At 71.3% G+C, this 25,319-nt stretch carries 17 protein-coding genes; 6 read left to right on the forward strand and 11 right to left on the reverse strand.

The features are described 5' to 3' along the window. Positions 1–128: 128 nt before the first annotated feature. Together AB0H86_RS02675 and AB0H86_RS02680 are read left to right on the forward strand one after the other, a co-directional pair. Positions 129–7,073 (forward strand): DEAD/DEAH box helicase, encoded by a 6,945-nt coding sequence (locus tag AB0H86_RS02675; RefSeq protein WP_362432059.1) that lies wholly within the window; start codon positions 129–131, stop codon positions 7,071–7,073. Continuing rightward, on the forward strand, positions 7,070–9,337 hold the full coding sequence (locus AB0H86_RS02680; RefSeq protein ID WP_362432062.1) for a UvrD-helicase domain-containing protein: 2,268 nt from the start codon (positions 7,070–7,072) through the stop codon (positions 9,335–9,337). Before AB0H86_RS02675 ends, AB0H86_RS02680 begins: the two co-directional genes overlap by 4 nt. Before the next feature lie 223 nt (positions 9,338–9,560). Here AB0H86_RS02680 and AB0H86_RS02685 read toward each other — a convergent pair whose 3' ends face one another. From AB0H86_RS02685 to AB0H86_RS02710, 6 genes are all read right to left on the reverse strand, one after another. Beyond that, a complete protein-coding gene (locus tag AB0H86_RS02685) occupies positions 9,561–10,229 on the reverse strand; it encodes a potassium-transporting ATPase subunit C (RefSeq protein ID WP_362432261.1) in 669 nt (222 codons plus the stop codon). A 23-nt stretch (positions 10,230–10,252) separates the two neighbouring features. After that, entirely contained in the window at positions 10,253–12,382 is a 2,130-nt protein-coding gene (kdpB, locus tag AB0H86_RS02690; protein ID WP_362432064.1) for a potassium-transporting ATPase subunit KdpB, read from the reverse strand. Beyond that, positions 12,379–14,043, reverse strand: a complete 1,665-nt coding sequence (gene kdpA, locus AB0H86_RS02695; RefSeq protein ID WP_362432067.1) for a potassium-transporting ATPase subunit KdpA — start codon at positions 14,041–14,043, stop codon at positions 12,379–12,381. Before kdpA ends, kdpB begins: the two co-directional genes overlap by 4 nt. Positions 14,044–14,050: 7 nt before the next feature. Beyond that, a complete protein-coding gene (gene kdpF / locus AB0H86_RS02700; RefSeq protein ID WP_362432069.1) occupies positions 14,051–14,140 on the reverse strand; it encodes a K(+)-transporting ATPase subunit F in 90 nt (29 codons plus the stop codon). Positions 14,141–14,418: 278 nt separating this feature from the next. Continuing rightward, positions 14,419–16,032: an APC family permease gene (locus tag AB0H86_RS02705; protein ID WP_362432072.1), complete on the reverse strand. Its 1,614-nt coding sequence runs from the start codon at positions 16,030–16,032 to the stop codon at positions 14,419–14,421. Between the two features lie 38 nt (positions 16,033–16,070). After that, positions 16,071–16,232 carry a hypothetical protein gene (locus tag AB0H86_RS02710; RefSeq protein ID WP_362432074.1) on the reverse strand — a complete coding sequence of 54 codons (162 nt, stop codon included), beginning with the start codon at positions 16,230–16,232 and terminating at the stop codon, positions 16,071–16,073. Positions 16,233–16,370: 138 nt separating this feature from the next. Between AB0H86_RS02710 and AB0H86_RS02715 the strand changes: the two genes are divergently transcribed. Then, positions 16,371–16,823: an NAD(P)H-dependent oxidoreductase gene (locus AB0H86_RS02715; RefSeq protein ID WP_362432077.1), complete on the forward strand. Its 453-nt coding sequence runs from the start codon at positions 16,371–16,373 to the stop codon at positions 16,821–16,823. A 32-nt stretch (positions 16,824–16,855) separates the two neighbouring features. Here AB0H86_RS02715 and AB0H86_RS02720 read toward each other — a convergent pair whose 3' ends face one another. Next, on the reverse strand, positions 16,856–17,293 hold the full coding sequence (locus tag AB0H86_RS02720; protein WP_362432080.1) for a DUF6299 family protein: 438 nt from the start codon (positions 17,291–17,293) through the stop codon (positions 16,856–16,858). A gap of 226 nt (positions 17,294–17,519) precedes the next feature. Here AB0H86_RS02720 and AB0H86_RS02725 point away from each other — a divergent pair, with 226 nt between their 5' ends. After that, positions 17,520–17,714: a DUF5999 family protein gene (locus AB0H86_RS02725; RefSeq protein ID WP_362432082.1), complete on the forward strand. Its 195-nt coding sequence runs from the start codon at positions 17,520–17,522 to the stop codon at positions 17,712–17,714. Positions 17,715–17,754: 40 nt separating this feature from the next. On the opposite strand, the gene AB0H86_RS02730 is transcribed toward AB0H86_RS02725, so the two are convergent. Together AB0H86_RS02730 and AB0H86_RS02735 are read right to left on the reverse strand one after the other, a co-directional pair. Next, complete coding sequence (locus AB0H86_RS02730) at positions 17,755–18,153, reverse strand: RidA family protein (protein WP_362432084.1); 399 nt, start codon at positions 18,151–18,153, stop codon at positions 17,755–17,757. Continuing rightward, on the reverse strand, positions 18,150–19,352 hold the full coding sequence (locus tag AB0H86_RS02735; protein WP_362432087.1) for an acyl-CoA dehydrogenase family protein: 1,203 nt from the start codon (positions 19,350–19,352) through the stop codon (positions 18,150–18,152). The genes AB0H86_RS02730 and AB0H86_RS02735 overlap by 4 nt, the downstream gene beginning before the upstream one ends. Before the next feature lie 61 nt (positions 19,353–19,413). Here AB0H86_RS02735 and AB0H86_RS02740 point away from each other — a divergent pair, with 61 nt between their 5' ends. Next, entirely contained in the window at positions 19,414–21,120 is a 1,707-nt protein-coding gene (locus AB0H86_RS02740) for an AMP-binding protein (RefSeq protein ID WP_362432264.1), read from the forward strand. 15 nt (positions 21,121–21,135) lie between these two features. Beyond that, entirely contained in the window at positions 21,136–21,963 is an 828-nt protein-coding gene (locus AB0H86_RS02745) for a PaaX family transcriptional regulator C-terminal domain-containing protein (protein WP_362432089.1), read from the forward strand. Between the two features lie 64 nt (positions 21,964–22,027). Here the strand turns inward: AB0H86_RS02745 and AB0H86_RS02750 are convergent, their stop codons facing one another. Next, positions 22,028–24,391, reverse strand: coding sequence for a bifunctional salicylyl-CoA 5-hydroxylase/oxidoreductase (locus tag AB0H86_RS02750; RefSeq protein WP_362432093.1), 2,364 nt, complete (start codon positions 24,389–24,391; stop codon positions 22,028–22,030). After that, positions 24,388–25,215 carry an enoyl-CoA hydratase family protein gene (locus AB0H86_RS02755; protein WP_362432095.1) on the reverse strand — a complete coding sequence of 276 codons (828 nt, stop codon included), beginning with the start codon at positions 25,213–25,215 and terminating at the stop codon, positions 24,388–24,390. The genes AB0H86_RS02750 and AB0H86_RS02755 overlap by 4 nt, the downstream gene beginning before the upstream one ends. Positions 25,216–25,319 lie beyond the last annotated feature (104 nt).

A 25,319-nucleotide genomic window follows, 5' to 3' on the forward strand; every position in this document is an offset into this window, starting at 1 on the left:
CCCGGTGGGGCCGCCCGGGAGGACCGGGCCGGTGGCCGGTCACCCCGAGAGGGGCTGTCAGCCACCCCGTATACGGTCTATACGGTGGTATCGATCATCAGGGCACCGGCATCGCAAGGGGGACCGTCGTGAAGCCCACCATGGCCGCCGCGCAGCTGCGCGGCAGTCTGACGCAGTACCTCACGACGACGTACGCCCTCGCCGACGAGGGCACCCGCGGCGCCCTCGAACGCTTCCTGGGGCACCCCGAGTCCGGCATCTTCCGTGGGCCCTACCTGAGGATCAGGACGCCGTTCCACGTCGCCGACGGCGAGTGGCAGCGGGACCTGGAGTGGTCGGCCGGGTTCCCGGGGTTCGCTCCGTGGCGGCATCAGGCGAAGGCGTGGGCACGGCTGTCCACGCTGCACGGGCCCGCCAGGCCGACGCTGGTGACCACCGGCACCGGGTCCGGCAAGACCGAGTCCTTCCTGATCCCCGTACTGGACCACTGCCGGCGGCAGAAGGCCGAGGGGCGGGCCGGGATCAAGGCCGTGCTGCTGTACCCGATGAACGCGCTCGCCACCGACCAGGCCGGCCGCATCGGGGAGTATCTGGCGCGGCCGGAACTGGCCCAGGTCACGGCGGGCCTGTACATCGGTGACCGGCCCGACACGGACTTCCGGCGGGTGATGACGCGACGCGAGGAGATGCGCGTCTCGCCGCCCGACGTGCTGATCACCAACTACAAGATGCTCGACCTGCTGCTCCAGCGCGGCGAGGACCGCAGCCTGTGGGAAGGCGCCGAGCCCGCCTATGTCGTGCTGGACGAGTTCCACACGTACGACGGGGCGCAAGGCACCGACGTGGCGATGCTGCTGCGCCGGCTGGCCGCCGCCACCGGCGCGTCCCGGCCCGGCAGGCCACTGGGGTCGATCTGCCCGGTGGCGACCTCGGCGACGCTCGGTGAGGGCGCGCCGGGCAAGGGGGCCGGGGGCATCCTCGACGTGGCGGCGCGGGTGTTCGGGATGCCTTTCCCGCCGGAGGCGGTCATCGGCGAGGAGCGGATGACCGCCGACGAGTTCACCGGAACCGTCGACTACGAACTGCCGGAACCGCCGACCCCGCAGGAGGTCGTGACGGTGTCCGGCGGGCCGGACGCGGAGGCCCGGCCCGATCTGCTGGACCTCGACGCGCTCGCCGCCCTGATGCTGGGGCGTTCCGGCCTTGACGCTTTCCGCGTCGGGCGGCTGCTGAAGCGGCACGACTTCACCCATGGTGTGCTGTCGCTGCTCGGCGGTGAGCCACTGGACGAGTGGGCGCTGCGGGACCGGCTCGCCCGGTTCGGCTACGCCTGGGGCCGCACCGCGCGGGAGAACCCGCGGCTGGTGCTCCAGGCGCTGTCCCGGTTCGTGGCGCTGCTGTCGGCCGCCCGTGACCCGGACTCCGACGAGCGCAGGCCCCGGCCGCTGCTGCACATCGAGGCGCACCTGTGGGTGCGGCCCGTGACGCGGGTGCTGCGCGGCGTGGGCCGCACCCCCGAGTTCCGCTGGTACGAGGACGACCGGACGGCTGCCCGCCGGGCCGCGCTCAACGCCGCGCCGCCCGGCGACGAGGACCCGGACGCCTCGTCCGGCAGCTGGCCGTCGTTCTCCGCGAGCAGGCAGCCGCAGCCGCTGCCGGGCACCGACACCGCGCCGCGCCCCGCCCAGGTGCACCTGCCCGCCGTGTACTGCCGCAACTGCGGGCGCTCCGGCTGGGCCGCCCTGTCCCCCGAGGCCGACCCACAGCGGCTGGTGATGGCACAGGACCGGATCTGGCGTGCCGGGGTGGGCCGGGACAAGCGGCGCGTCCGGTACTTCATCTCCGCCACCGCCCGCGAGCGACAGCAGGCTCTCGACGCACTGACCGGGGCACGGCCCTCGGACGGCGGCGTAGACCCGCTGTCGGTGGTGGTCCTGGACGGCGGACAGGGCACCTACCGGCTGCCCGCCGCGGGGGACGACGGCGAACTCGTCGACGCCTGGTTCGCGCTGGCCGTGCTCGACAAGAAGACCGCCGACCGGGCCGCGAAGGACGACCGGTGCCCGGCCTGCCACACCGACAACAGCATTCGCTTCCTCGGCACGGCCCAGGCGGCCCTCGCCTCGGCGGCGGTCACCCAGCTGTTCACCGGCGGCGACATCGCGCTCGTACCGGAAGAGCGCAAGACGCTGCTGTTCAACGACTCCACGCAGGACGCCGCGCACCGGGCGGGATACGTCGCCAACGCCTCGTACAAGTTCTCGCTTCGCTCGCTGCTCGCCCACAACCTGGACGACTCGGGGGCGCCGACCGCGCTCAACGACCTGATCGGCCATGTCCTGGACTCGGTGGACGACCCGGAGGCGCTGGCCGCCGTGGTGCCCCCCGACCTGCACGACGAGCCGGGCGTCGACCGGCTGCTGTCCGGCCGCGGCACCGGCGACGCGCGGACCTGGCGGCTGATCGGCGAACGGCTGGCGTTCGCGACGGTGATGGAGTTCGGGCTGCGCAGCCGCATGGGTCGCACCCTGGAGCTGACCCGGACCGCGGCCGCCGAGGTCACGGTGGCGGAACCGGACCGGGTCACCGACCTGGCACGGGACCTGCACCTGTCGCTGCCCGGTCAGCTGCTGGCGGTCGGCGGGCTGCCCACGCCCGAACGCTATCTGGCGTATGTCCGGGGCCTGCTGGAGCGGCTGCGGCTGCGCGGCGCGGTGCGGCACCACTGGCTGGACACCTGGATCAAGGAGGCCGGCACCGACCGCAGAGTCATCTGGGGGCGAAGGCCGGACGGCATGCCCGCCTTCCCCGAAGGGGTCGCCCCGCCACGCTTCCTGCTGGACGGGCAGAAGGGCGCGTCCGAGTTCTCGTCGATCACGGGACGTCAGGGCTGGTACCAGGACTGGACCCGCAGATGCCTCGAACTGGACGCTGCCGGGGCCACGGAATATCTGCGCAGGCTGCTGCCCGCCCTGGCCGACGCGGGCGTCCTCGCGGTCCGGACCACCCTCGACCGCCAGACCCGGGTGTACGGGCTGCAGCCCGGCCACATCGAGGTGCGGCTGCTCGGCGACACCGTCGTCAACAAGGCCTTCGTCGGCTGCGAGGACTGCGGCTGGCAGCAGGTCGTGGCGCCCGAGCGGCGCACTCGCTGGTACGGGCACCCCTGCCCCCGCTACCGGTGCAAGGGCAGCCTGACCGCACCACAGCCCGGCATGCCCGGAACCGGGACCGAGGTGTCCCGGTTCGGCGCGCCCGCACAGGAGCGGGACTACACCGGCGACTACTACCGCCGCCTCTACCTGACGGGCGGCACGTTCCGCGTGGTGACCGCCGAGCACACGGGCATGCTCAGCCGTCCCGAACGGGAGCGCGTCGAGCGCACCTTCAAGGCAGGTACGCACTACACCGACCCCAATGTGCTGTCGTGCACCCCGACGCTGGAACTCGGCATCGACATCGGCGACTTGTCCGCCGTACTGCTCGGCTCCCTGCCGGCCGGGCCCGCCAACTACGTGCAGCGCGCCGGGCGCGCCGGGCGCCGGACGGGCAACGCGCTGATCGTCGCGTTCGGCGGACGCAAGGCACGCGACCTGTACTACCTGGACGAGCCGCGCGAGATGATCGCCGGCACCATCCTGCCGCCGGGCTGCTACCTGTCGGCGGTGGAGATCCTGCGCCGCCAGTACACGGCGCGGTTGCTGGACCTGGCGGCCCGAGGCGAACTGCGGACCTCCGACGGTGAGGTGCTCGCGCCGCTCCCCCGGCTGTCCTCCGCCCTGTTCGGCACCAGCGGGTGGTGCGAGGACCTCGCGGACGCCGCCCGGACACACGGCGCGGCCCTCGTGGAGGAGTTCCTGTCCCTGTTCCCCGACGGCGGCGACGGGGAGGACGCTGACGGAGCGGGCGTCTCCGCGCACGCGGCGCAGGAACTCCGGGCGTACGCGACCGGCGGGATCGCGCGGGCTCTGCAGGAGGCCGAGGAGGACTGGACGGGGCGGCGCGAGGAACTTCGCCGCAGGATCGCCGCGATCGACGAGGCCGCGGGTCAGTTGGCCCGGTCCGACGACACGCAGGACCGCGAGCGCCGCGAACTGCTGGCCGAGCGGCGGAGCGCCGGGGACCTGCTGCGGGAGCTGAGCCAGTCCAGCGCCCACGCCACCCTCGTGGACCTCGGACTGCTGCCGAACTACAGCCTGACGGACACCACCACCCAGCTGGAAGCGACGCTGTACTGGGCAGAGGCCCCGGGCGAGGAGGACAACCCCCGGGAGGCGGGAGCCCAGCAGGGCGCCGTCCGCAAGGTGTACCGCAGTGAGACCCGGGACTACGAGCGGTCCCGCAAGCTCGCCCTCACCGAACTCGCCCCCGGCAACAGCTTCTACGTCAACGGCTACCGGCACGTCGTGCGCGCCCTCGACGTCGGCAGTCCCGAGCGCCGCGCCTGGTCGGTGTGGAGGCTCTGCCCCGCCTGCGGGTACGTCCGTACCGAGGAACACAACGCCGAGCACAACACCGACCCGTGCCCGCGCTGTCGCGGGCGGGAGATCGCCGACGCGGGCTGCGTCCAGTACGTACTGCGACCCAGGCGGGTCCTGTCCCGCGACAAGCGCGACGACGCCCGGGTTCGCGACGACCACGACGAACGGGACCGCAAACGTTACGCGGTCCTCACCACCGTCGACATCGACCCCGACCGCGTGGCGCCCGGTTCCTGGCGGCACGACAGCGCCGTGTTCGGTGTGGACTTCACCCGCCACGCCACGATCCGGACGCTGAACCTCGGGCTGGACCGCGAGGACGGCAGCAGCACGGTGCCGCTCGCGGGACAGGACGTACGGCTCAACCCGTTCTACGTCTGCACCGAGTGCGGCGGGGCGACGGCCGACGGACGGCCCGCGGTGGACGTGCCGCAGCACGCGCTCACCGAGTCGGGGGCGGCGAGCACCCCGGCCGCCGCGCACCATCAACTGTGGTGCCCGCGCCGCCGCGTCCGGGGGCCGGTGACCGACAAGGGCCGACAGCAGGGCAAGGGTCAGGACGTGCCGCTGCTGCTCGCCCACGAACTGACCACCGAGGCCGTGCGCATCCTGCTGCCCGCGTCGGTGGCCCGCGTCAAGGAGCGGCTCGCGTCGTTCACCGCCGCCCTGTTCGCTGGGATCGCGGCCCGCTACGGCGGCGATCCCGACCACATCGACATCGCCGAGGCGACGATGCCCGACCACGCGGGCGACCTGGACGCGGACTGGCCGAGGCGCTTCCTCGTCGTCTACGACCGGCTGCCGGGCGGCACCGGGTACCTGCACCGGCTGGCTTCCGCCGACGGATTCCGGGAGGTGCTGCTCAGGGCGCGCGACGTCATCGAGGGCTGCGCGTGCCGTGAGAAGGGGCTCGACGGCTGCCACCAGTGCCTGCTGCGACGGGTACCGGCCGCCGACTACGACAAGGTCAGCCGCAACGAGGTCCGCCAGATGCTGGACGAGTTGCTGGGCGCCGACGGTGAACGGTGGCACACCTCACCGGTGGCGACGACGCGTCACATCCCGCTGCAGCGGCAGGCCGAGAGCGACCTGGAGATCCTTTTCATCGACACCCTCCAAGACTGGGCGAAGTCGCCGGAGTCGAAGGCCGCGGCGGACACGTACACCACCTCCGCCGGTACGTACGCCCTCGACCTGCGGCTCACCGCGGCCGACAGGACCACCGTGAGCTGGCGCGTCTCCCAGCAGCGCGCCCTGGACGGCACCCGGCCCGACATACTCCTCGAACGGCTGGACACCCCGGGCCCGCGCGTCGCCCTGTACCTCGACGGCTACGCGTACCACGCCACCCGTCAGCACAACCGGCTGGCGGACGACGCCATGAAACGCACCCGGCTCCGGGCGGACGGTCTGCGGGTGTTCCAGCTGACCTACCACGACGTGAAGGAGTGGCGTCAGCAGGTCCAGAACACCGGGTACGCGGGGGCGGGTCCCGCCGACCCGGTGTGGGAGCCGTACGGCACGGGCGGTCAGCGGCGGGCCCGCGACTACTACGACCGCGTGGGCCGGGGCCTGCCCGGTGAGCTCGCGGAGACGGTGTGGGTCAACCCGGCCCGGCTGCTGCTGTCCTATCTGCGCTCCCCCGACCCGGAGCGCTGGCGTCGGCGGGCGGAAGCGGCGGCCGCGGGGCTCAGCGGCACGGACGGGGTCCGGGCCGCCGCCCTCACCGGCGAAGGCGTCGACGCGGGCCTCCGGGAAGCGCTGAGCGGCGGCATGCCCGCCGGGGCCGCCGGGCCCGTGCGACTGCTGTCCGGCCCCGACGCGTCAGGCTGCCGTCTGGTGCTGGCCGCGGACGGCAGGCGGACCCCGCCCGTATGGACGGGACTCACCGTCCTGGACGACGGTGACGCGGCCCTGGCCAACGAGCCGGCCCACAAGCGACGCTGGCGTGCCTGGCTGTACTGGAGCAACGTGCTGCAGTTCCTGGAGCACGGCGGAGGTGACAGCGTCCAGCTGACGTCGAGCATGCTCGACGGCTTCGACACCGAGGTGCTCACGGTGACCGGCGGGGCGGGCTGGCTGACGTCGACACGTGTCCCGGTGCCCTCGCACGCGGACGAGCTCGCCTCCGTCGGGGTCGTCGCCGCGCCCTCGGTGCCCGCCGCGGGAAGCGGTGAGGCGGTCCCGTCCAGGCCCGCGGCACACGAGGTCTCCGGGGACGCTGGGGCAGAACGGGATCCCGGCTGGGACCGGGTCATCGAGCTTCTCGACCCCGAGGAACCGGGGCTCGCCGATTTGGCCCACGCACTGGCCACCGCTGCGGTGCCGACACCTCTGGACGGCCACGAACTGGACGGACACGGCTGGCAGGCCGAACTGGCGTGGCCCGACGCCCGGATCGGAGTGGTCCGCGCGCCACGCACGGACGGCGACGAGCCCGACTACGAGGCGCAGGACCGGGACAGAGCCTTCTCGGCAGCGGGCTGGACGGTCCGCACCGCCGCGGAATGGGACCGGGCGGCGATGATCGCCCGGCTCACGGAACGGCGGCAGGAAAGCGACACCACCAGCGACGGGGAGCGGAAGCGATGAATACCTCGGGCGTCACACTGCGCCTGCTCGACAAGGCGGACAAGGAGATCCTCAAGCTCCCCCGCACGGTCAAGGGCGCGTTCTTCGACTTCCAGCACAAGTTCCGGAGCAACCCTCACACCACCGGGCTCAAACTCCAGCAGCTCAAGGGCGACAGCAGGCTCTGGTCGGCGCGCGTCAACGACGAGTACCGGGCGCTGCTGCTGCGGCTCGCCGACGACGACTGGCTGATCGTCTCCGTCAAGCACCGCAAAGACGTGTACAACCGGCTGTCGTACGGCGTCAACCAGGTCACCGGCGGCATCGAGTACGTGGACCTGGAAGTGGTCGAGGACAGCGTCCTGCGCAGGCTCCCCGCCCCGCCCGCACCGGCCCCGACACCCGCTGTACCCGCTGCACCCGCGCAGCCGGAGCCGACCCGGACGCTGTTCGCCGCCTGGTCCGACCAGCAACTGTCGGACCTCGGCGTCGCCGAACCACTGCTGCCCGTCATCCGCACCCTCGCCACCGAGGACCAGCTGCTCGGTCTCGTCGAGTACGCGCCGCAGCTCACCGGCGAAGTGCTGCTCGCGCTGTTCGACGGGGCGTCGTACGACGACGTACTCGACCAGGTGACCAAGCCGGTTGCCGCCACCGAGCCGGTCGACCCGGACGACTTCGAGGCCGCCGCACAGCGGCCGGCGACGGTCGTCACCACGACGGACGACGCCCTGCGGGAGGCGTTGGAGAGCGGCGACTTCGGCCGCTGGAAGGTCTTCCTCCACCCCACCCAGGCCAGACTGGTCGAACGGCGCTACAACGGTCCCGCCCGGGTGGGCGGCGGCCCCGGCACCGGCAAGACCATCGTCGCGCTGCATCGGGTGAGGCATCTCGTGCGGCAGCTTCCCCCGGGCCGGGACAAGCCCGTCCTCCTGACCACGTACAACAAGAACCTCGCCGCCGACCTGCGCTCCCGACTGCTGGAACTGGGCGGCGAGGAGCTGCTGAGCCGGGTCGAGGTGAGCCACGTCGACCAACTGGCGCTGCGCATTGTCCGCGAGGCCGAACCGGGCAACGGCAAGCAGGCCATCGACGACAGCCAGGCCGTACGCGAATGGCGCGGACTGCTCGACGAGCTGGGAGAGAACGGCTGGGACCCGGAGTTCCTGCACGACGAGTGGACTCAGGTCATCCTCGGCCAGGCCGTGGGCACCCGGACCGACTACTTCCGGGCCCGGCGTGCCGGACGCGGCAGGAGCATCGGCCGCGGCGAGCGCGCCGAGATCTGGCAGCTCGCCGACCGCTTCACGCAGCGGCTCGACCGGCTCGGGCGGCAGACCTGGGACCAGGTGGCGGAGCGTGCCGCACGGCTGGAGATGGGCCGCGAGCAGCGCGTCCTGAACATCGCCCAGCAGCGAGAGAAGGCGGGTGGCCTCGACAACGTCCATCTCCAGGACGGCTCAGGGGGCTGGCTGCGCCACAGGTACCGGCACATCGTGGTGGACGAGGCCCAGGATCTCCGCCCCGCCCACTGGAAGATGTTGCGCGCGATGACCCCGCAGGGCGTGGACGACCTGTTCCTGGTCGGCGACACCCACCAGCGCATCTACAAGAACCACGTGACACTCGGCAGCCTGGGCATCAACATCCGCGGCCGGTCCTCGAAGCTGAGCCTCAGCTACCGCACCACGCGGCAGATCCTGCGTTCCGCCCTCGGCGTGCTGGGCGAAACGAAGTACGACGATCTCGACGGCAGCGAGGAGACGCTGGCCGGCTACCGGTCGGTGCTCAGCGGAGGGCTCCCGACGGGGCACGCGTACTCGGACTGGGCCGCCGAGCAGGAAGGTGTGGCCGCGCTCATCAAGGAGTGGGACGCCGGCGAGGACCTGGCAATCCCGCACGAACAGATCGCGATCTGCGTGCCGACCAATCAGATGGCGGCCGAGATGGCCTACACGCTCAAGCTGCACGGCATCGGCTCGGTGGAAATCCGTTCCGACGGCCCTCACGGCTCCACCGGCGTGCACATCGGCACGATGTTCCGGTTCAAGGGGCTGGAATACCAGCGCATGATCATCGCGGGCGTGGCGGACGGACTCGTGCCGCGCGAGGCCGTCAGCAGACTGCGTGACAGGGACCCGGTCCGCCACCGGCACGAAATCCAGCGGGCTCGGTCCCTGCTGTTCGTGGCAGCGACACGGGCACGCGACAGTGTGGACGTGTTCTGGCACGGAAAGCCCAGCCCGTTCCTCGACGACTCATGGGTGACGCGGAACCCGGTGTGAGCTGACGTCCCGGTGGCCCGGCTCGGCACTCCGTTGACTGTCCCGGCCTGCTTGGCCGCCCCCCCCTCCGGAGTTACGCCGGGCAACTCGGCCTGGACGACCAGCGCAACGGCCTGGGGCTGGACGTGCGGGGCACCCCGACGTTCACCGGCACCCGTGTCATGGGCGTGCGCCTCCTGTCGTACCCCGGGCCGCCAACTCCCCCGGGGGACGCGTCACGCCGTCAGCTCTTCGCCACGAGATCCTTGAGCGCGATGTTGAGTTCGAGGACGTTGACGCGCGGTTCACCGATGAAGCCGAGGGTGCGGCCCTCGGCGTGGTCGTCGACCAGCTTGCGCACCTGGGCGACGGACAGGCCGTTCTTCTCGGCGATCCGGTGGACCTGGATGTCGGCGTACGTCGGGGAGATATCCGGGTCCAGGCCCGAGCCGGAGGACGTCACCGCGTCGGCGGGCACGTCGGAGGGCCTGACCGTATAGCCGTTCACCGAGTTGTCGTGGATGACGGCCTTCTTGGCGGCGGTCACCCAGTCGATCAGGTCCTTGTTGTCACCGGAACGGTTGGTGGCGCCGGACAGGATCAGCTTGTACCGGGTGTTGACGCTGTTGGTGCCGAGGCCGTTCTGCGGGCGCCCCTGGAACCACTTCAGGTCGGGCGCCGGGGTCTGCCGGCCCTTCTCCAGCGGCAGGTTGTAGGACTGCCCGATCAGGGAGGAGCCGACGACCCTGCCGTCCGCCTTGATCTCCGAGCCGTTCGCCTTGCCGGGGAAGATCCCCTGGGCGACACCGGTGATGGCGAGCGGGTAGAGGACGCCCGTGATCACGGTGAGCACGAGGAGGGCTCGCAGGCCGGCCCAGAGCAACCGGGCGGTGTTCGTGACCGAGTTGTTCATGGTGATCAGCACGCTTTCAGGAATTACAGCCCGGGGACGAGGGAGAGGAGCAGGTCGATCAGCTTGATGCCGATGAAGGGGGCGATCAGTCCGCCGATGCCGTAGATCCCGAGGTTGCGGCGGAGCATCCGGTCGGCACTCATCGGGCGGTACCGCACACCCCGTAGGGCGAGTGGCACCAGCGCGATGATGATCAGCGCGTTGAAGACGACCGCGGAGAGGATCGCGGAGTCGGGCGAGGCCAGGTGCATGATGTTCAGCCTGTCCAGGCCCGGGTAGACCGCCGCGAACAGCGCCGGGATGATCGCGAAGTACTTCGCCACGTCGTTGGCGATGGAGAACGTCGTCAACGCGCCCCGGGTGATGAGGAGTTGCTTGCCGATCTCGACGATCTCGATGAGCTTGGTCGGGTTGGAGTCCAGGTCCACCATGTTCCCGGCCTCCTTGGCGGCCGAGGTACCGGTGTTCATGGCCACGCCCACGTCGGCCTGGGCCAGCGCCGGCGCGTCGTTCGTGCCGTCACCGGTCATGGCGACCAGCTTGCCGCCCGCCTGCTCCCGCCTGATGAGGGCCATCTTGTCCTCGGGGGTGGCCTCCGCGAGGAAGTCGTCGACTCCGGCCTCCCGCGCGATCGCCTTGGCCGTCAGCGGGTTGTCACCCGTGATCATGACGGTCCTGATGCCCATCCGGCGCAGTTCGTCGAACCGCTCGCGCATGCCGTCCTTGACGACGTCCTTGAGGTGGATGACGCCCAACACCCGTGCGCCCTCGGTGTCTTCGACGGCCACGAGCAGCGGCGTCCCGCCCGCCCCGGAGATCCGGTCGGTGAGCGCGCCGGCGTCCTCGGACACCTCGCCGCCCTGCTCCCGTACCCAGACGACGACCGAACCGGCCGCGCCCTTGCGGACCTTGCGCCCGTCGATGTCCACGCCCGACATGCGGGTCTGGGCGGTGAAGGCGATCCACTCGGCACCGGCGAGTTCGCCCTGGTGCCGCTCGCGCAGTGCGTACCTCTCCTTCGCCAGGACCACGATCGAGCGGCCCTCGGGCGTCTCGTCGGCCAGCGAGGAGAGCTGGGCGGCGTCGGCGAGTTCGGCCTCGGTGGTGCCGCGCACCGGCACGAACTCCGACGCCTGCCGGTTGCCGAGGGTGATGGTGCCGGTCTTGTCGAGCAGCAGGGTCGACACGTCACCGGCGGCCTCGACGGCCCGGCCGGACATGGCGAGCACATTGCGCTGCACGAGCCGGTCCATGCCCGCGATACCGATCGCGGAGAGCAGCGCGCCGATCGTGGTCGGGATGAGGCAGACCAGCAGCGCCACCAGCACGACCATCGTCAGATGGGTGCCCGCGTAGTCCGCGAACGGGGGCAGGGTCGCCACCGCGAGCAGGAAGACGACCGTCAGGGACGCCAGCAGGATGTTCAGCGCGATCTCGTTCGGCGTCTTCTGTCGGGCCGCGCCCTCGACCAGGGCGATCATGCGGTCGATGAAGGTCTCGCCGGGCTTCGTCGTGATCTTGATGACGATACGGTCGGACAGCACCTTCGTCCCGCCGGTCACGGCCGACCGGTCGCCGCCCGACTCACGGATCACCGGAGCCGACTCACCCGTGATCGCCGACTCGTCGACCGAGGCGACGCCCTCGACGACGTCACCGTCGCCGGGGATGATGTCGCCCGCCTCGCAGACGACCAGGTCACCGACGCGCAGGTCGGTGCCGGGGACCTGCTCCTCCTCGGAACCGCTCAGACGCCTGGCCACGGTGTCGGTCTTGGCCTTGCGCAGGGTGTCCGCCTGCGCCTTGCCGCGGCCCTCGGCGACGGCCTCCGCCAGGTTGGCGAAGAGCACGGTCAGCCACAGCCAGGCACTGATCGCCCACCCGAACCAGTCGCCCGGGTCCTTGAAGGAGAACACCGTCGTCAGCACCGAGCCGACGAACACCACGAACATCACGGGCGACTTGACCAGCACCCGCGGATCCAGCTTGCGGAACGCGTCGGGCAGCGAACCGAGCAGCTGCTTCGGATCGAACAGGCCGGCGCCGACGCGCGCCTCTGAGGGCTTGTGGCCGACCGGCACATCACTGTGCGGTGTCCGGGTCGGGGTGGCAGTGGACATGGCGTCCTCTTGATTCGTTACGTCGGTGGTCATGACGCCAGCCCCTCGGCCAGCGGACCCAGCGCCAGGGCCGGGAAGTAGGTCAGACCGGTGATGATCAGGATCGCGCCCACCAGCAGGCCCGTGAACAGCGGCTTCTCGGTGCGCAGGGTGCCCGCGGTGGCCGGCACCGGCTTCTGCTCGGCCAGCGAACCGGCCAGCGCCAGCACGAACACCATCGGCAGGAAACGCCCGAGCACCATGGCAAGCCCCAGCGTGCTGTTGAACCACTGGGTGTCCGCGTTCAGACCGGCGAAGGCCGAACCGTTGTTGTTCGCGGCCGAACTGTAGGCGTACAGGATCTCGGAGAATCCGTGCGCCCCGCTGTTGGTCATCGAGGTGCCCGGGGTGGGCAGGGCCATCGCCGCGGCGGTGAGGACGAGCACCAGCGCCGGGGTGATGAGGATGTAGCAGGCCGCGAACTTGATCTCGCGGGTGCCGATCTTCTTGCCCAGGTACTCGGGCGTGCGGCCGACCATCAGCCCCGCGATGAACACCGCGATGATCGCCATGACCAGCATGCCGTAGAGACCGGAGCCGGTGCCGCCGGGCGCGATCTCGCCCAGCTGCATGCCCAGCAGGGTGATGCCGCCGCCCAGACCGGTGAAGGACGAGTGGAAGGAGTCCACCGCTCCGGTCGAGGTGAGCGTGGTCGACACCGCGAAGATCGACGAGGCACCGACACCGATGCGGGTCTCCTTGCCCTCCATCGCACCGCCCGCGATGTCGAACGCCGGGCCGTGGTGCGCGAACTCGGTCCACATCATCAGCGCGATGAAGCCGACCCAGATGGTGGCCATGGTGGCGAGGATCGCGTAGCCCTGCCTGATGGAGCCGACCATGATGCCGAAGGTGCGGGTCAGCGCGAACGGGATCACCAGCAGCAGGAAGATCTCGAAGAGGTTCGTGAACGGGGTCGGGTTCTCGAAGGGGTGGGCGGAGTTCGCGTTGAAGTAACCGCCGCCGTTGGTGCCGATCTCCTTGATGGCCTCCTGCGAGGCGACCGCGCCACCGTTCCACTGCTGGTTGCCACCCATGAACTGGCCGACCTCGTGGATCCCGGAGAAGTTCTGGATGGCGCCGCAGGCGACCAGCACGATCGCGGCGACGACGGACAGCGGCAGCAGGATGCGGGTCACACCGCGCACCATGTCCGACCAGAAGTTGCCCAGCTCGCCAGTGCGGGAACGGGCGAAGCCCCGTACCAACGCCACCGCCACCGCGATGCCGACGGCCGCCGAGACGAAGTTCTGCACGGCCAGACCGGCGGTCTGCACGACGTGGCCCATGGCCTGTTCGCCGTAGTAGGACTGCCAGTTGGTGTTGGTGACGAAGGACGCGGCGGTGTTGAACGCCTGGTCCGGGTCGATCGCCTTGAAGCCGAGCGAGCCGGGGAGCACGCCCTGGAGCCGCTGCAGCAGATACAGGAACAGGACGCCGACCACCGAGAAGGCGAGCACGCCGCGCAGGTACGCGGGCCAGCGCATCTCGACGTTCGGGTTGGCGCCGATGCCCTTGTAGATCCACTTCTCGACGCGCCAGTGCCGGTCGGAGGAGTAGACCTTGGCCATGTAGGTGCCCAGGGGTATGTAGGCGAGCGCCAGCGCCGCTATGAGCGCGAGCAGCTGGAGCACTCCGGCGAGTACGGGACCCATGGCCTGCTCAGAACCTCTCCGGGAAGATCAGGGCGACGACGAGATAGCCCAGCAGGGTGACGGCCACGACGAGGCCGACGACGCTCTCGGCGGTCACAGCTTCGTCACCCCCTTGGCGACGAGGGCCACCAGCGCGAACACCGCGATCGTGGTGACGACGAAGGCCAGGTCGGCCATCGCGAGCTCCTAGAACTGGAAGAGGTTCGAAAGAGAACCGGACAGTTCGAGGAAACCCGCGCCTGGCCGGAATCGGTCAGTCGTTGACGACTCTCTTACGGCGGCCCGAACACCTTTGACGGGACTCTTACGGCGGCGGTCCGCCGGGGTGGCGTCCGCGGGTGTGTGCCGCCGAGGTGGCGTCCGCGGGTGTGTGCTTCACAGGCTCAGCCGGTACGGCACGACGCACACGACGACATCGGTACGGGCCCTCAGTGTGGCCGCGAGCAGGAGGCCGCGCTGGTTCTGCAGGATCTGGTAGCGGCGGTGGAGGGGCTCCACCTCGGGGATGAGGACGGCGATCTGCCGTCCCCCCTCCGCCGCCCGCTGGACGTAGTCGACGATCGGCTGCACGAGCGAGCGCTGCGGGCTGTCGATGACGTCCAGTGGTACGCCGGGATTCCAGCGGTCCCAGCTCTCCTCCAGGGCGCGGGCCTGGGCGGGATCACCGTGCACGGCGACGGCGACGACGTCGTGGCCGAGGGAGCGGGCGGCCGTCAGCGCGTGCCGGGTGAGCTTGCTGACCTCGCCGACCAACACGATGACCAGGGAGTCGGTGACGCGCGGCGGCGGCGGGATCTCGCCCAGTCCCAGCTCCCGGGCGACCGCCGCGTAGTAGCGCTGGACTCGGGCGAACAGCAGCATCAGCAGCGGAATGGCGATGACCACGACCCACGCGCCTTCGAGGAACTTGGTGGTCAGCAGGACCAGCCCCGCCACGGCGGTCAGCACCGCGCCGACGCCGTTGAGGACCGCTCGCCGCGGCCAGCCGGGCGGCCGCTGCCCCGCCCAGTGCCGTACGAGCCCGATCTGGCTGATGGTGAACCCGATGAACACGCCGATCGCGAAGAGCGGGATCATCCGGTGGGTGTCGGCGTCGAGGGCGATCAGAAGAAGTGCCGCGAGCAGGGTTAGGGCCACGACTCCCCAGCGGTACACGGGGCGTTCCTTCCGCAGCCCGAACAGATGCGGCAGCCGGTTGTCCTTGGCCAGCAGGCTCATCAGGACGGGCAGACCGCCGAAACTGGTGTTGGCGGCGAAGAGGAGGACCAGGGTGACGACGAGGTTGGTCGCGTAGTACCGCCAGCCCGTCCCGTACGCGCCCGCGGTCAGCTGAGCGAGAACGGTCACGCCGCCGCGCGGGGCCAGATGGTCACGGCGGATCAGCACGGCCAGCCCGATCAGCATCAGCCCGAGCAGCGCGCCCAGCATCAGCTCGGTGCGCTGCGCCCGCCTGACGCGCGGCGCACGGAACGTGGGCACGGCGTTGGCGATGGCCTCCACTCCTGTCAGCGCCGAGCAGCCGGAGGAGAACGCCTTGAGGAGCAGGAGCACCCCCAACGCCTCGGTGGCGTGCACGGGTTGGGCGGTCCCGACGACGGCCGCCGGGGTGCCGCGCAGCAGACCGATCACGACGATGCCGCCGATGCTCACGACGAACAGCGCGGTGGGCAGCATCAGCACCCGCGCGCTCTCGGCCACTCCCCGCAGGTTCACGACCGTGAGGAGGGCGAGCCCGGCGAGACAGATTTCCAGGAGATACGAGCCGAGCGTGGGAAAGGCGGAGGCGAGACTGGCCGCGCCGGCCGCCAGACTGACGGTCACGGTCAGCACGTAGTCCACGACGAGACTGGCCGCCGCGAGGTAACTCGTCCTGGGCCCGAGGTCCTTCTTCGCCACCGCGTACGCGCCGCCTCCGTCCGGATGTACGGCGATCACCTGCCCGTACGAGACGACGAGCACCGCCAGCAGGCCGGCGATGACCAGCGTCACCGGCAGTGTGGCGGTCAGCGCCCCCGTCCCGGCCGCGATCAGGACGAGCCGATCGCCTCGGGGCCGTACGCGACCGAGCTCAGCGCGTCCAGGGAGAGCGCGGCGAGACCTTCGAGGCTGGTCAGGTGGTGCCGATCGCCTTCCCCGTGCCGCAAGGGAACTCTCGGCCGCAGTTCGCGGCGGGCCAGGCCGTACGCCATGGAGGAACCCCGCTGTGCAGAGTGCGGCGGGAACAGGGGTTTTTCGAGGCCAGTGTGACCAGGTCCGCACGGCGAGGCGCGGCAAGGACGCGCCAGTGCGTGACGTGGACCCGGGTCCGCTCGTGACAGGCTGCGAGGGTGGCTACCTTGCTGATCGTGCATCACACGCCCTCACCGAACTGCCAGGCGCTGTTCGAGGCCGTCGTGGCCGGTGCGACGGACCCGGAGATCGAGGACGTCCGCGTCGTACGGCGGGCCGCGCTGGCCGCCACGGCGTCCGACGTGCTCGCCGCCGACGGGTTCCTGCTCGGCACGCCGGCGAACCTCGGCTACATGTCCGGCGCGCTGAAGCACTTCTTCGACCAGGTCTACTACCCCTGCCTCGATACGACGCGGGGCCGCCCGTTCGGTTACTACGTGCACGGCGGCAACGACGTCACCGGAGCGGTCCGCGGCATCGAGGCGATCACGACCGGCCTCGGCTGGCGGCGGGCAGCCGAGGCCGTGACCGTGACGGGCGAGCCCGGCAAGGCGGACGCCGAGGCGTGTTGGGAACTGGGCGCCACGGTCGCCGCGGGGCTGACGGTCTGACGGACTGACGGACCGTATGGCTGACGCCGGAGTCAGCCTGCGATCAGTGTGATGTCCTGCCGCGTGGTCCCGTGGAACGCGAACAGCGGCAGGCCGCCCTGTGGGTGCAGCTCCATCAGGGTCGCCTCGACGTTCGCCGCGCCGGGTGCCAACGCACTCGGGTAGGACTTGCCGCTGTTCTGCCAGGGGTGCTCCAGACCGTCGCACACCGCGCGGGTGCCGCCGATGCCGTGGCGGACGGACGAGGAGTTCTGGGCGACGGTCGAGCTGACGAACACCGGCCCGGTGCCGGCGGCGCAGCGGTAGGTGCCGGAGAGGGTAACGGTGCCGTCGGACGCGATACGGCCCGTCGGGTCGACGGTCACGGTCTCCGGCGGGTCGGCGGGGGGCGGGGCGGCGAAGGCCGCGGGCGCGGCCAGCAGGAACAGTGCGGCACCGGCGGCGGTGCCGAGGGTATGGCGCAAGGACATGAGAAGACCTCCTGAAGTGGGGCCCCCACTGGTACCGGGCCTACGCGTCCACAGCCGTGATCGTCACCCCTTCGGTGGCGAGTCCACACCGACGGTCGTGGAACCGTCCGGGTGTTGTCCGCGTGTTGTCACGCTTCGCGAAGGGCCGTTCCGATGAGTGCACGGCGAGAGGATGGTCTGTCCATACGGACCCGATCCGATGGTCCTACCGACGTGGAGGTGCGCCATGTGTTCCCACCAGTCCTCGACACACGCAGCCGACAGCCCGGCCCCGCACGTCGTCGCCGCCCACCCCGAGCAGGGCTGGAACCTGCTCTGCGACGGCACCATCGTCTTCGACGACACCGGCGAGCTGCTGCCGGACGGCAGGATCGTCGCCCCGCACCGGGTGCCCGTCGAGCGGCTGACGATCGCCGCCTGACCACGGCCCGTCAGGCCGGCGCGACGAGCCCCCGGCCCGGCTACGGCAGCACGGCGAAGCCGTCGAGCTCCACCGTCGCCTGCTCGTCCCACAGGCGTACGACCTCCACGACCGCCATGGCCGGATAGTCGCGGCCCGCCAACTCACGCCAGATGCGGCCCAGTTCGGGTGCGTGGATGCGGTACGCGGCGATGTCCGTGGCGTAGACGGTGACGCGTGCGAGGTCACAGGGCGTGCCACCCGCCGCCCTCAGCGCGGTCAACAGATTCGTGAGCGCCCGCTCGAACTGCTCGGGCAGGGTGTCGCCGACGACTTTGCCGCTGGCGTCGAGAGCGGTCTGGCCCGCAAGGAACACCGTCCGGGACCCGGTGGCGACGACCGCGTGGGAGAAGCCGGTGGGCGGGGAGAGGCCGGGAGGGTTGATGCGCTCGGCGGTCACCGGTCCTCCAGCCTGGAGTACAACTCCTTGGCGATGATGCCGCGTTGGATTTCGCTGGCACCCTCGTAGATGCGCGGGGCGCGCACCTCGCGGTAGAGGTGTTCGAGGAGGTGGCCGCGGCGCAGGGCGCGGGCGCCGTGCAGTTGGACGGCCGCGTCGACGACGTACTGCGCGGTCTCGGTGGCGAGCAGCTTCGCCATCGCCGCGCGCCGGGGGACGTCCGGCGCGCCCTCGTCGTACGCCGTCGCCGCCGCGTACACCATCAGGCGGGCCGCCTCGGTGCGCAGAGCCATCTCGGCGACCTGGTGGGCGACCGTCTGAAGGTCCCTCAACGTGCCGCCGAACGCGTCCCGTCGGGCCGTGTGGTCGAGCGTGGCGTCCAGGGCGGCCTGGGCCATGCCGACCGCGAAGGCGCCGACGCTGGGGCGGAAGAGGTTGAGGGTGCTCATCGCGACCCTGAAGCCGCGGTCGACCTCGCCGAGGACGTCGTCCGCCGTCACCGGCACCGCGTCGAAGTCGAGGCTGCCGATGGGGTGCGGCGAGAGCATGTCGAGGGCGGTGCCGGTCAGTCCCGGTCGGTCGGCGGGGACCAGGAAGGCGGTGACACCTCGCGCGCCGGCACCCGGGGTGGTGCGGGCGAAGACGGTGTAGAAGTCGGCCTCGGGGGCGTTGGAGATCCAGCACTTCTCACCGGTGAGCCGCCAGCGGGCGGGGCCGTCGGACTCGGCGCCGAGGGAGGCGCCGAGGGAGGCGGCGGGCGCGACGGTGGCGGACCTCGCGCTGTCGGCGGGCCCCGCTTCCGCCCGCAGCGACAGCGCCGCCGCGTCCGACCCGGCGCCGGGCTCGCTCAGGGCGAACGCCGCCACCGCGGTGCCGTCGGCCACCTCGGGCAGCCAGCGTTCGCGCTGGGCCGGGGTGCCGTGGGCGTGGACGGGATGGGCGCCCAGGCCCTGGAGGGCGAGGGCGGTCTCGGCCTCCGTGCAGGCGTACGCGAGGGACTCCCGCATCAGACAGAGGTCGAGGGCGCCGGAGGTGAACAGGCGGGCCGGCAGGCCGAGTCGGCCGAGTTCGGCGACGAGCGGACGGTTGACGTGACCCGGTTCGCCCTTCTCCGCGAGGGGGCGCAGCCGGTCCGCGGCCAGGGCACGCAGCTCCGCGCCCCAGGCGGTCTGTGCTGGTTCGAGCGAGAATGCGGGCATTGCCGGTCCTCTCTCCCCGCGGCATCGCGGCCACTCCCCCGACGGTATCGCGTACCGTTGACTGCCGTCACCAACACGATACGCTCGTTGCGCGAGCCCGCCCGGGATGCCCACCACCGATGCCCACAAGGCAAGGGGGCGAACCGTCATGAACCCCTCGGCCCACGTCGACACCTTCGCGCGCGACCACCTCCCGCCCCCCGACCAGTGGCCGGAGCTCCGCTTCGACCTGCCGGAGCTGGACTACCCTGATCGGCTGAACTGTGCCGACGCGCTTCTCGCCGGGCCGGCCGCGGACCGACCGGTGTTCCACACGCCCGCCGGGGGGACCTGGACGTACGGCGACCTCCGCGCCCGTGTCGACCGCATCGCGCACACCCTCACCCGCGACCTCGGGATCGTCCCCGGCAACCGTGTCCTGCTGCGCGGCCCCACCACCCCCTGGCTGGCCGCCTGCTGGCTGGCCGTACTGAAGGCCGGCGGGGTCGCCGTCACCGTGCTGGCCCAGCAGCGCCCGCACGAACTGAGCACGATGTGCGAGATCGCCCGGGTGCGGCACGCCCTGTGCGACATCCGAGCCCTCGACGACCTCACCAAGGCCGAGATACCGGGGCTCAGGATCACGGCGTACGGCGGTGACGCCCCCGACGACCTGCTGCGCCGCAGGACGCCCGAACAGCCGTACCCCACCGTGCGGACCGCGGCCGACGACGTCGCGCTGATCGCGTTCACCTCGGGCACCACGGGCCGCCCGAAAGGCTGTATGCACTTCCACCGGGATGTGCTGGCGATCGCGGACACCTTCTCGCACCATGTGCTGCGGCCACACTCCGACGATGTCTTCACGGGTAGTCCCCCGCTCGGTTTCACCTTCGGTCTTGGCGGCCTGGTGGTCTTCCCCCTGCGGGCCGGCGCGAGCGCCCTTCTCCTCGAACAGGCGGGCCCCAGGCAGCTGTTGCCCGCGATCGCCGAACACCGGGTCTCGGTCCTGTTCACCGCGCCCACCGCCTACCGCGCGATGCTCGGCGAACTCGACGCGTACGACACCTCGTCCCTGCGCCGTTGCGTCTCCGCCGGCGAGAACCTGCCCGCCGCCACCTGGCGGGCCTGGCACGAACGGACCGGCCTCGGCATCATCAACGGCATCGGCGCCACCGAACTGCTGCACATCTTCGTCTCCGCCGCCGACGAACTAATCAGGCCCGGGACGACCGGAGTTCCGGTACCGGGGTGGCACGCGCGCGTGCAGGACGAGAACGGTGAACCGGTGCCCGACGGCGAACCCGGACTGCTGGCCGTGCGCGGGCCGGTCGGCTGCCGGTATCTCGCCGACCCGCGGCAGCGGGAGTACGTGCGCGGCGGCTGGAACCTCACCGGCGACACCTACGTCCGCGAACCCGACGGCTACCTCCGGTACGTCGCCCGCGCCGACGACATGATCATCTCGGCCGGGTACAACATCGCCGGACCGGAGGTCGAGGACGCCCTGCTGCGACACCCGGACGTGGTGGAGGCAGCCGTCGTGGGCCGGCCCGACGAGGCACGCGGGCAGATCGTGGTGGCCTACGCCGTCCTCGAGGAGGGCGCCGCACGGGACACCGAGGCTCTGCGCGCCTTCGTCAGATCCGAACTGGCGCCCTTCAAATGCCCTCGTGAGATCGTCCTGCTGGACGCGCTGCCGCGCACGGCGACCGGCAAGCTCCAGCGGTTCAGGCTGCGCACCGCCGCATCCGGCGACGAAGGTGACACCCTTGGTGACCAGCAGTGATACCGACGACCTAAGATGATCAACGTGTCCGACCAGCATGCACCCCGGTCTCTCATCGTCACGCTCTACGGCGCGTACGGCCGCTTCGTGCCCGGCCCGGTACCCGTCGCCGAGCTGATCCGGCTGCTCGCCGCGGTCGGGGTGGACGCCCCCTCCGTACGTTCGTCGGTGTCCCGGCTCAAACGGCGCGGGCTGCTCCTGCCCGCGCGTACGGCGCAGGGCGCGGCCGGTTACGAACTGTCTCCGGATGCCCGCCAGCTGCTCGACGACGGTGACCGGCGTATCTACGGCACACCGTCCGAGGAGGACGAGGGCTGGGTGCTCGCGGTGTTCTCCGTGCCGGAGTCGGAGCGGCAGAAACGGCATGTGCTGCGTTCGCGCCTGGCCGGTCTCGGCTTCGGCACGGCGGCACCCGGGGTGTGGCTCGCCCCCGCGCGGCTGTACGAGGAGGCCCGGCACACCCTGGAGCGGCTGCGGCTCGCCCCGTACGTCGACTTCTTCCGTGGCGAGCACCTCGGCTTCGCGCCGACGCTGGAGGCGGTCGGCCGCTGGTGGGACCTGGCCGCGATCGCCAAGGAGCACGAGGCGTTCCTCGACGACCACGCGCGTGTGCTGCGCGACTGGGAGCGGTGCACGGACACCCCGCCTCAGGAGGCGTACCGCGACTACCTCCTCGCCCTGGACTCCTGGCGCCACCTCCCCTACGCCGACCCCGGCCTGCCGGCCCCGTTGCTGCCCGAGGGCTGGCCGGGTGCCAGGTCGGCGGCGGTGTTCCGGGGGCTGCACGAGCGGCTGCGGGACGCGGGAGCCGAGTTCGTCGGCGTGCGCGCCGAGGGTGCGTGAGTCACCGGACGAGATCCGCCGCTTCCTGTCTCCGAGTTGCTCGCGCTGCCGTAGGGCATTTGCCTCAAGTACCCAGCCTCAGCCGGGGCTTGGGAGCGTCCGTCCGTCCTGTCCTTGGCTGTCGGCTGCCCGCCCGGTAGGGCGCCGGCCAGCCGACGCCCGGCCCGTCGTATCCCTGCTCGGCCGCCGCGTGCAGCGTCCAGTGCGGGTCGTAGAGGTGCGGGCGGGCCAGTGCGCACAGGTCCGTACGCCCGGCCAGGATCAGCGAGTTGACGTCGTCCCAGGAGGAGATCGCGCCGACCGCGATCACCGGGACGCCCACCTCGTGGCGGATCCGGTCGGCGAACGGCGTCTGGTACGACCGCCCGAACTCCGGCCGTTCGTCGGCCACGACCTGACCGGTCGAGACGTCGATCGCGTCGGCGCCGTGCGCGGCGAAGGCCCGGGCCATCTCGACGGCGTCCTCGGTCGTGGTGCCGCCCTCGGCCCAGTCGGTGGCGGAGATCCGGACGGTCAGGGGCTTCTCCTGCGGCCACACTCCCCGTACGGCATCGAAGACCTCCAGCGGGAAACGCAGCCGCCGCGCGAGTGAGCCGCCGTAGGCGTCGGTGCGGAGGTTGGTCAGCGGCGAGAGGAAACCGGAGAGCAGATAGCCGTGGGCGCAGTGCAGTTCGAGCAGGTCGAAGTCCGCGCGGGCGGCCCGTCGGGCGGCCGCGGTGAACTGCTCACGGAGATCGGTGAGTTGGGCGCGGGTCAGTCCACGCGGGGTCTGGCCGGAGGGCTTGTACGGGATCGGGGACGCGGCCACGAGCGGCCAGTTGCCGTCCTCCAGGGGCTCGTCCATGCCCTCCCACATCAGCCTGGTCGAGCCCTTGCGCCCGCTGTGACCGAGTTGCACGCCGATCGCGGTGCCGGGCGCCCGCGTGTGCACGAAGTCGGTGATGCGTTTCCAGGCCTCGGTCTGCCTGCCGGTGTAGAGGCCGGTGCAGCCGGGCGTGATCCGGCCCTCGGGGGACACGCACACCATCTCGGTCATCACCAGGCCGGCCCCGCCCAGTGCCCGGGCCCCCAGATGGACGAGGTGGAAGTCGCCGGGGAGGCCTTCGGCGGCCGAGTACATGTCCATGGGGGAGACGACGACCCGGTTGCGCAGGGTCAGACCGCGCAGCCGGAACGGGGTGAACATCGGAGGCGTTCCGGGCGGGCAGCCGAACTCGCGCTCCACGGCCTCGGTGAAGTGGGCGTCACGCAGGCGCAGGTTGTCGTGGGTGACGCGGCGGCTGCGGGTGAGCAGGTTGAAGGCGAACTGGCGGGGTGGCTGGTCGAGATGGAGGCCGAGGTTCTCGAACCACTCCAGGCTGGCGCGGGCCGCGCGCTGGGTGGAGGCGACGACGGGACGCCGTTCCGCTTCGTAGGCCGCCAACGCCCGCTCCAGTGACGGCTGTTCCTCCAGACAGGCGGCCAGGGCCAGCGCGTCCTCGACGGCGAGCTTGGTGCCGGAGCCGATGGAGAAGTGGGCGGTGTGGGCGGCGTCGCCGAGGAGCACCACATTGCCGTGCGACCAGCGCTCGTTGACCACCGTACGGAACCTGGTCCAGGCAGAGCTGTTGGACTTGAGCGGCCTGCCGCCCAGCGCGTCCGCGAAGATCTTGGCGCATCGCTCGACGGATTCCCGCTCGTCGAGTTCCGCGAACCCGGCCGCCCGCCACACCTCCTCCCGCATCTCGACGATCACGGTGGAGGAGTCGGCCGCGTACGGATAGGCGTGCAGCTGCATCACGCCGTGCTCGGTCTCGGCGATCTCGAAGCGGAAGGCGTCGAAGGCGAAGTCCGCGGCCAGCCAGACATAGCGACAGTGGTGGGCGACCACATGGGGCTGGAACACAGGGGCGTAGGCCTCGCGGGTGGTGCTGTGCACACCGTCGGCGGCGATGACGAGGTCGTGGGTCTCCGCGAGCCAGGCCGGGTACGGCGCCTCGGAACGGAACCGCAGCTCCACGCCGAGCGAGCGGCAGCGCTCGTGCAGGACCTCCAGGAGCCGGCGTCGGCCCAGGGCGGCGAAGCCGTGTCCTCCGGAGGTGTGGCGGGTGCCTCGGTGGACGATGTCTATGTCGTCCCAGCGGACGAAGTGCTGTTGCAGGGCCTCGTAGACGACCGGGTCTGCGTGTTCTATGCCGCCGAGGGTTTCGTCGGAGAGGACCACTCCGAAGCCGAAGGTGTCGGTGGGGGCGTTGCGTTCCCAGACGGTGATCTCGCGGGCGGGGTCTAGGCGTTTGAGCAACGCCGCCGCGTAGAGGCCGGCGGGGCCGCCGCCGATGATCGCTATGCGGTGGGGGTGGCTGATCGCCGTCGGCGGGTGCGGGTTCGTGGGGGCTTGTCGCGCAGTTCCCCGCGCCCCTGAGGTGGGTGCCCCTGGGGTGGGCATCATCGGCCCCGCCACTTCGGCGGTCGCCTTTCCGTGAACGCCGCGTGGAACTCCGCGTAGTCCTCGCCGTTCATGAGCAACGCCTGGGTGGAGGCGTCCAGTTCCACTGCTGCGGCCAGGGGCATGTCCAGTTCGGCTGTCAGCAGGGCCTTGGTCTGGGCGTATGCGAGGGCTGGGCCCTCGGCCAGGCGGTGGGCCAGGGTCTGTGCGGCCTCGTCCGCCTGTCCGTCCTGCGTGAGCTCGCTGATCAGGCCGATGCGCTCGGCCTCCGGCGCCCGGACCGGCTCGCCGAGCATCAGCAGGCGGGTCGCGTGGCCGAGGCCGACGACCCTCGGCAGCAGGTACGCCGCGCCCATGTCGCCGCCCGAGAGTCCGACCCGGGTGAAGAGGAAGGCGAACCGCGCCGAGGGGTCGGCGACCCGGAAGTCCGCCGCCAGGGCCAGCACCGCGCCCGCGCCCGCCGCCACCCCGTGCACTGCCGCGATCACCGGGAAGGGGCACTCCCGTACCGCCCGTACCACCTGCCCCGTCATCCGGTTGAAGTCGAGAAGCTGAGCGGTGTCCATGGCCAGGGTGGCGCCGATGATCTCGTCGACGTCGCCGCCGGAGCAGAAGCCCCGCCCCTCCCCCGCCAGCACCAGGGCTCGCACGGACCGCTCCCGGGACAGCTCGGCGAGCAGGTCGCGCAGGTCGGCGTAGGCGCCGAAGGTGAGCGCGTTGAGTCTGTCGGGGCGGGCCAGCGTGACGGTGGCGACACCGTCGGCGAGGTCGACGCGGAGGTGCTCCCAGCGCGGGGTGCGGGCGGCGGAGCCGATGAAGGGACTCACGAGGTGCGGCCTCCTCGTTCGAGCGGCGGGCACTGCCTCACGGGGCTCTACCCTTCGAAGTTATCACCCATCCGTGACTGTCGTCACGAGTGCGCGATATGACT

Source organism: Streptomyces sp. NPDC050997, assembly GCF_040660135.1.
GTDB lineage: Bacteria > Actinomycetota > Actinomycetes > Streptomycetales > Streptomycetaceae > Streptomyces.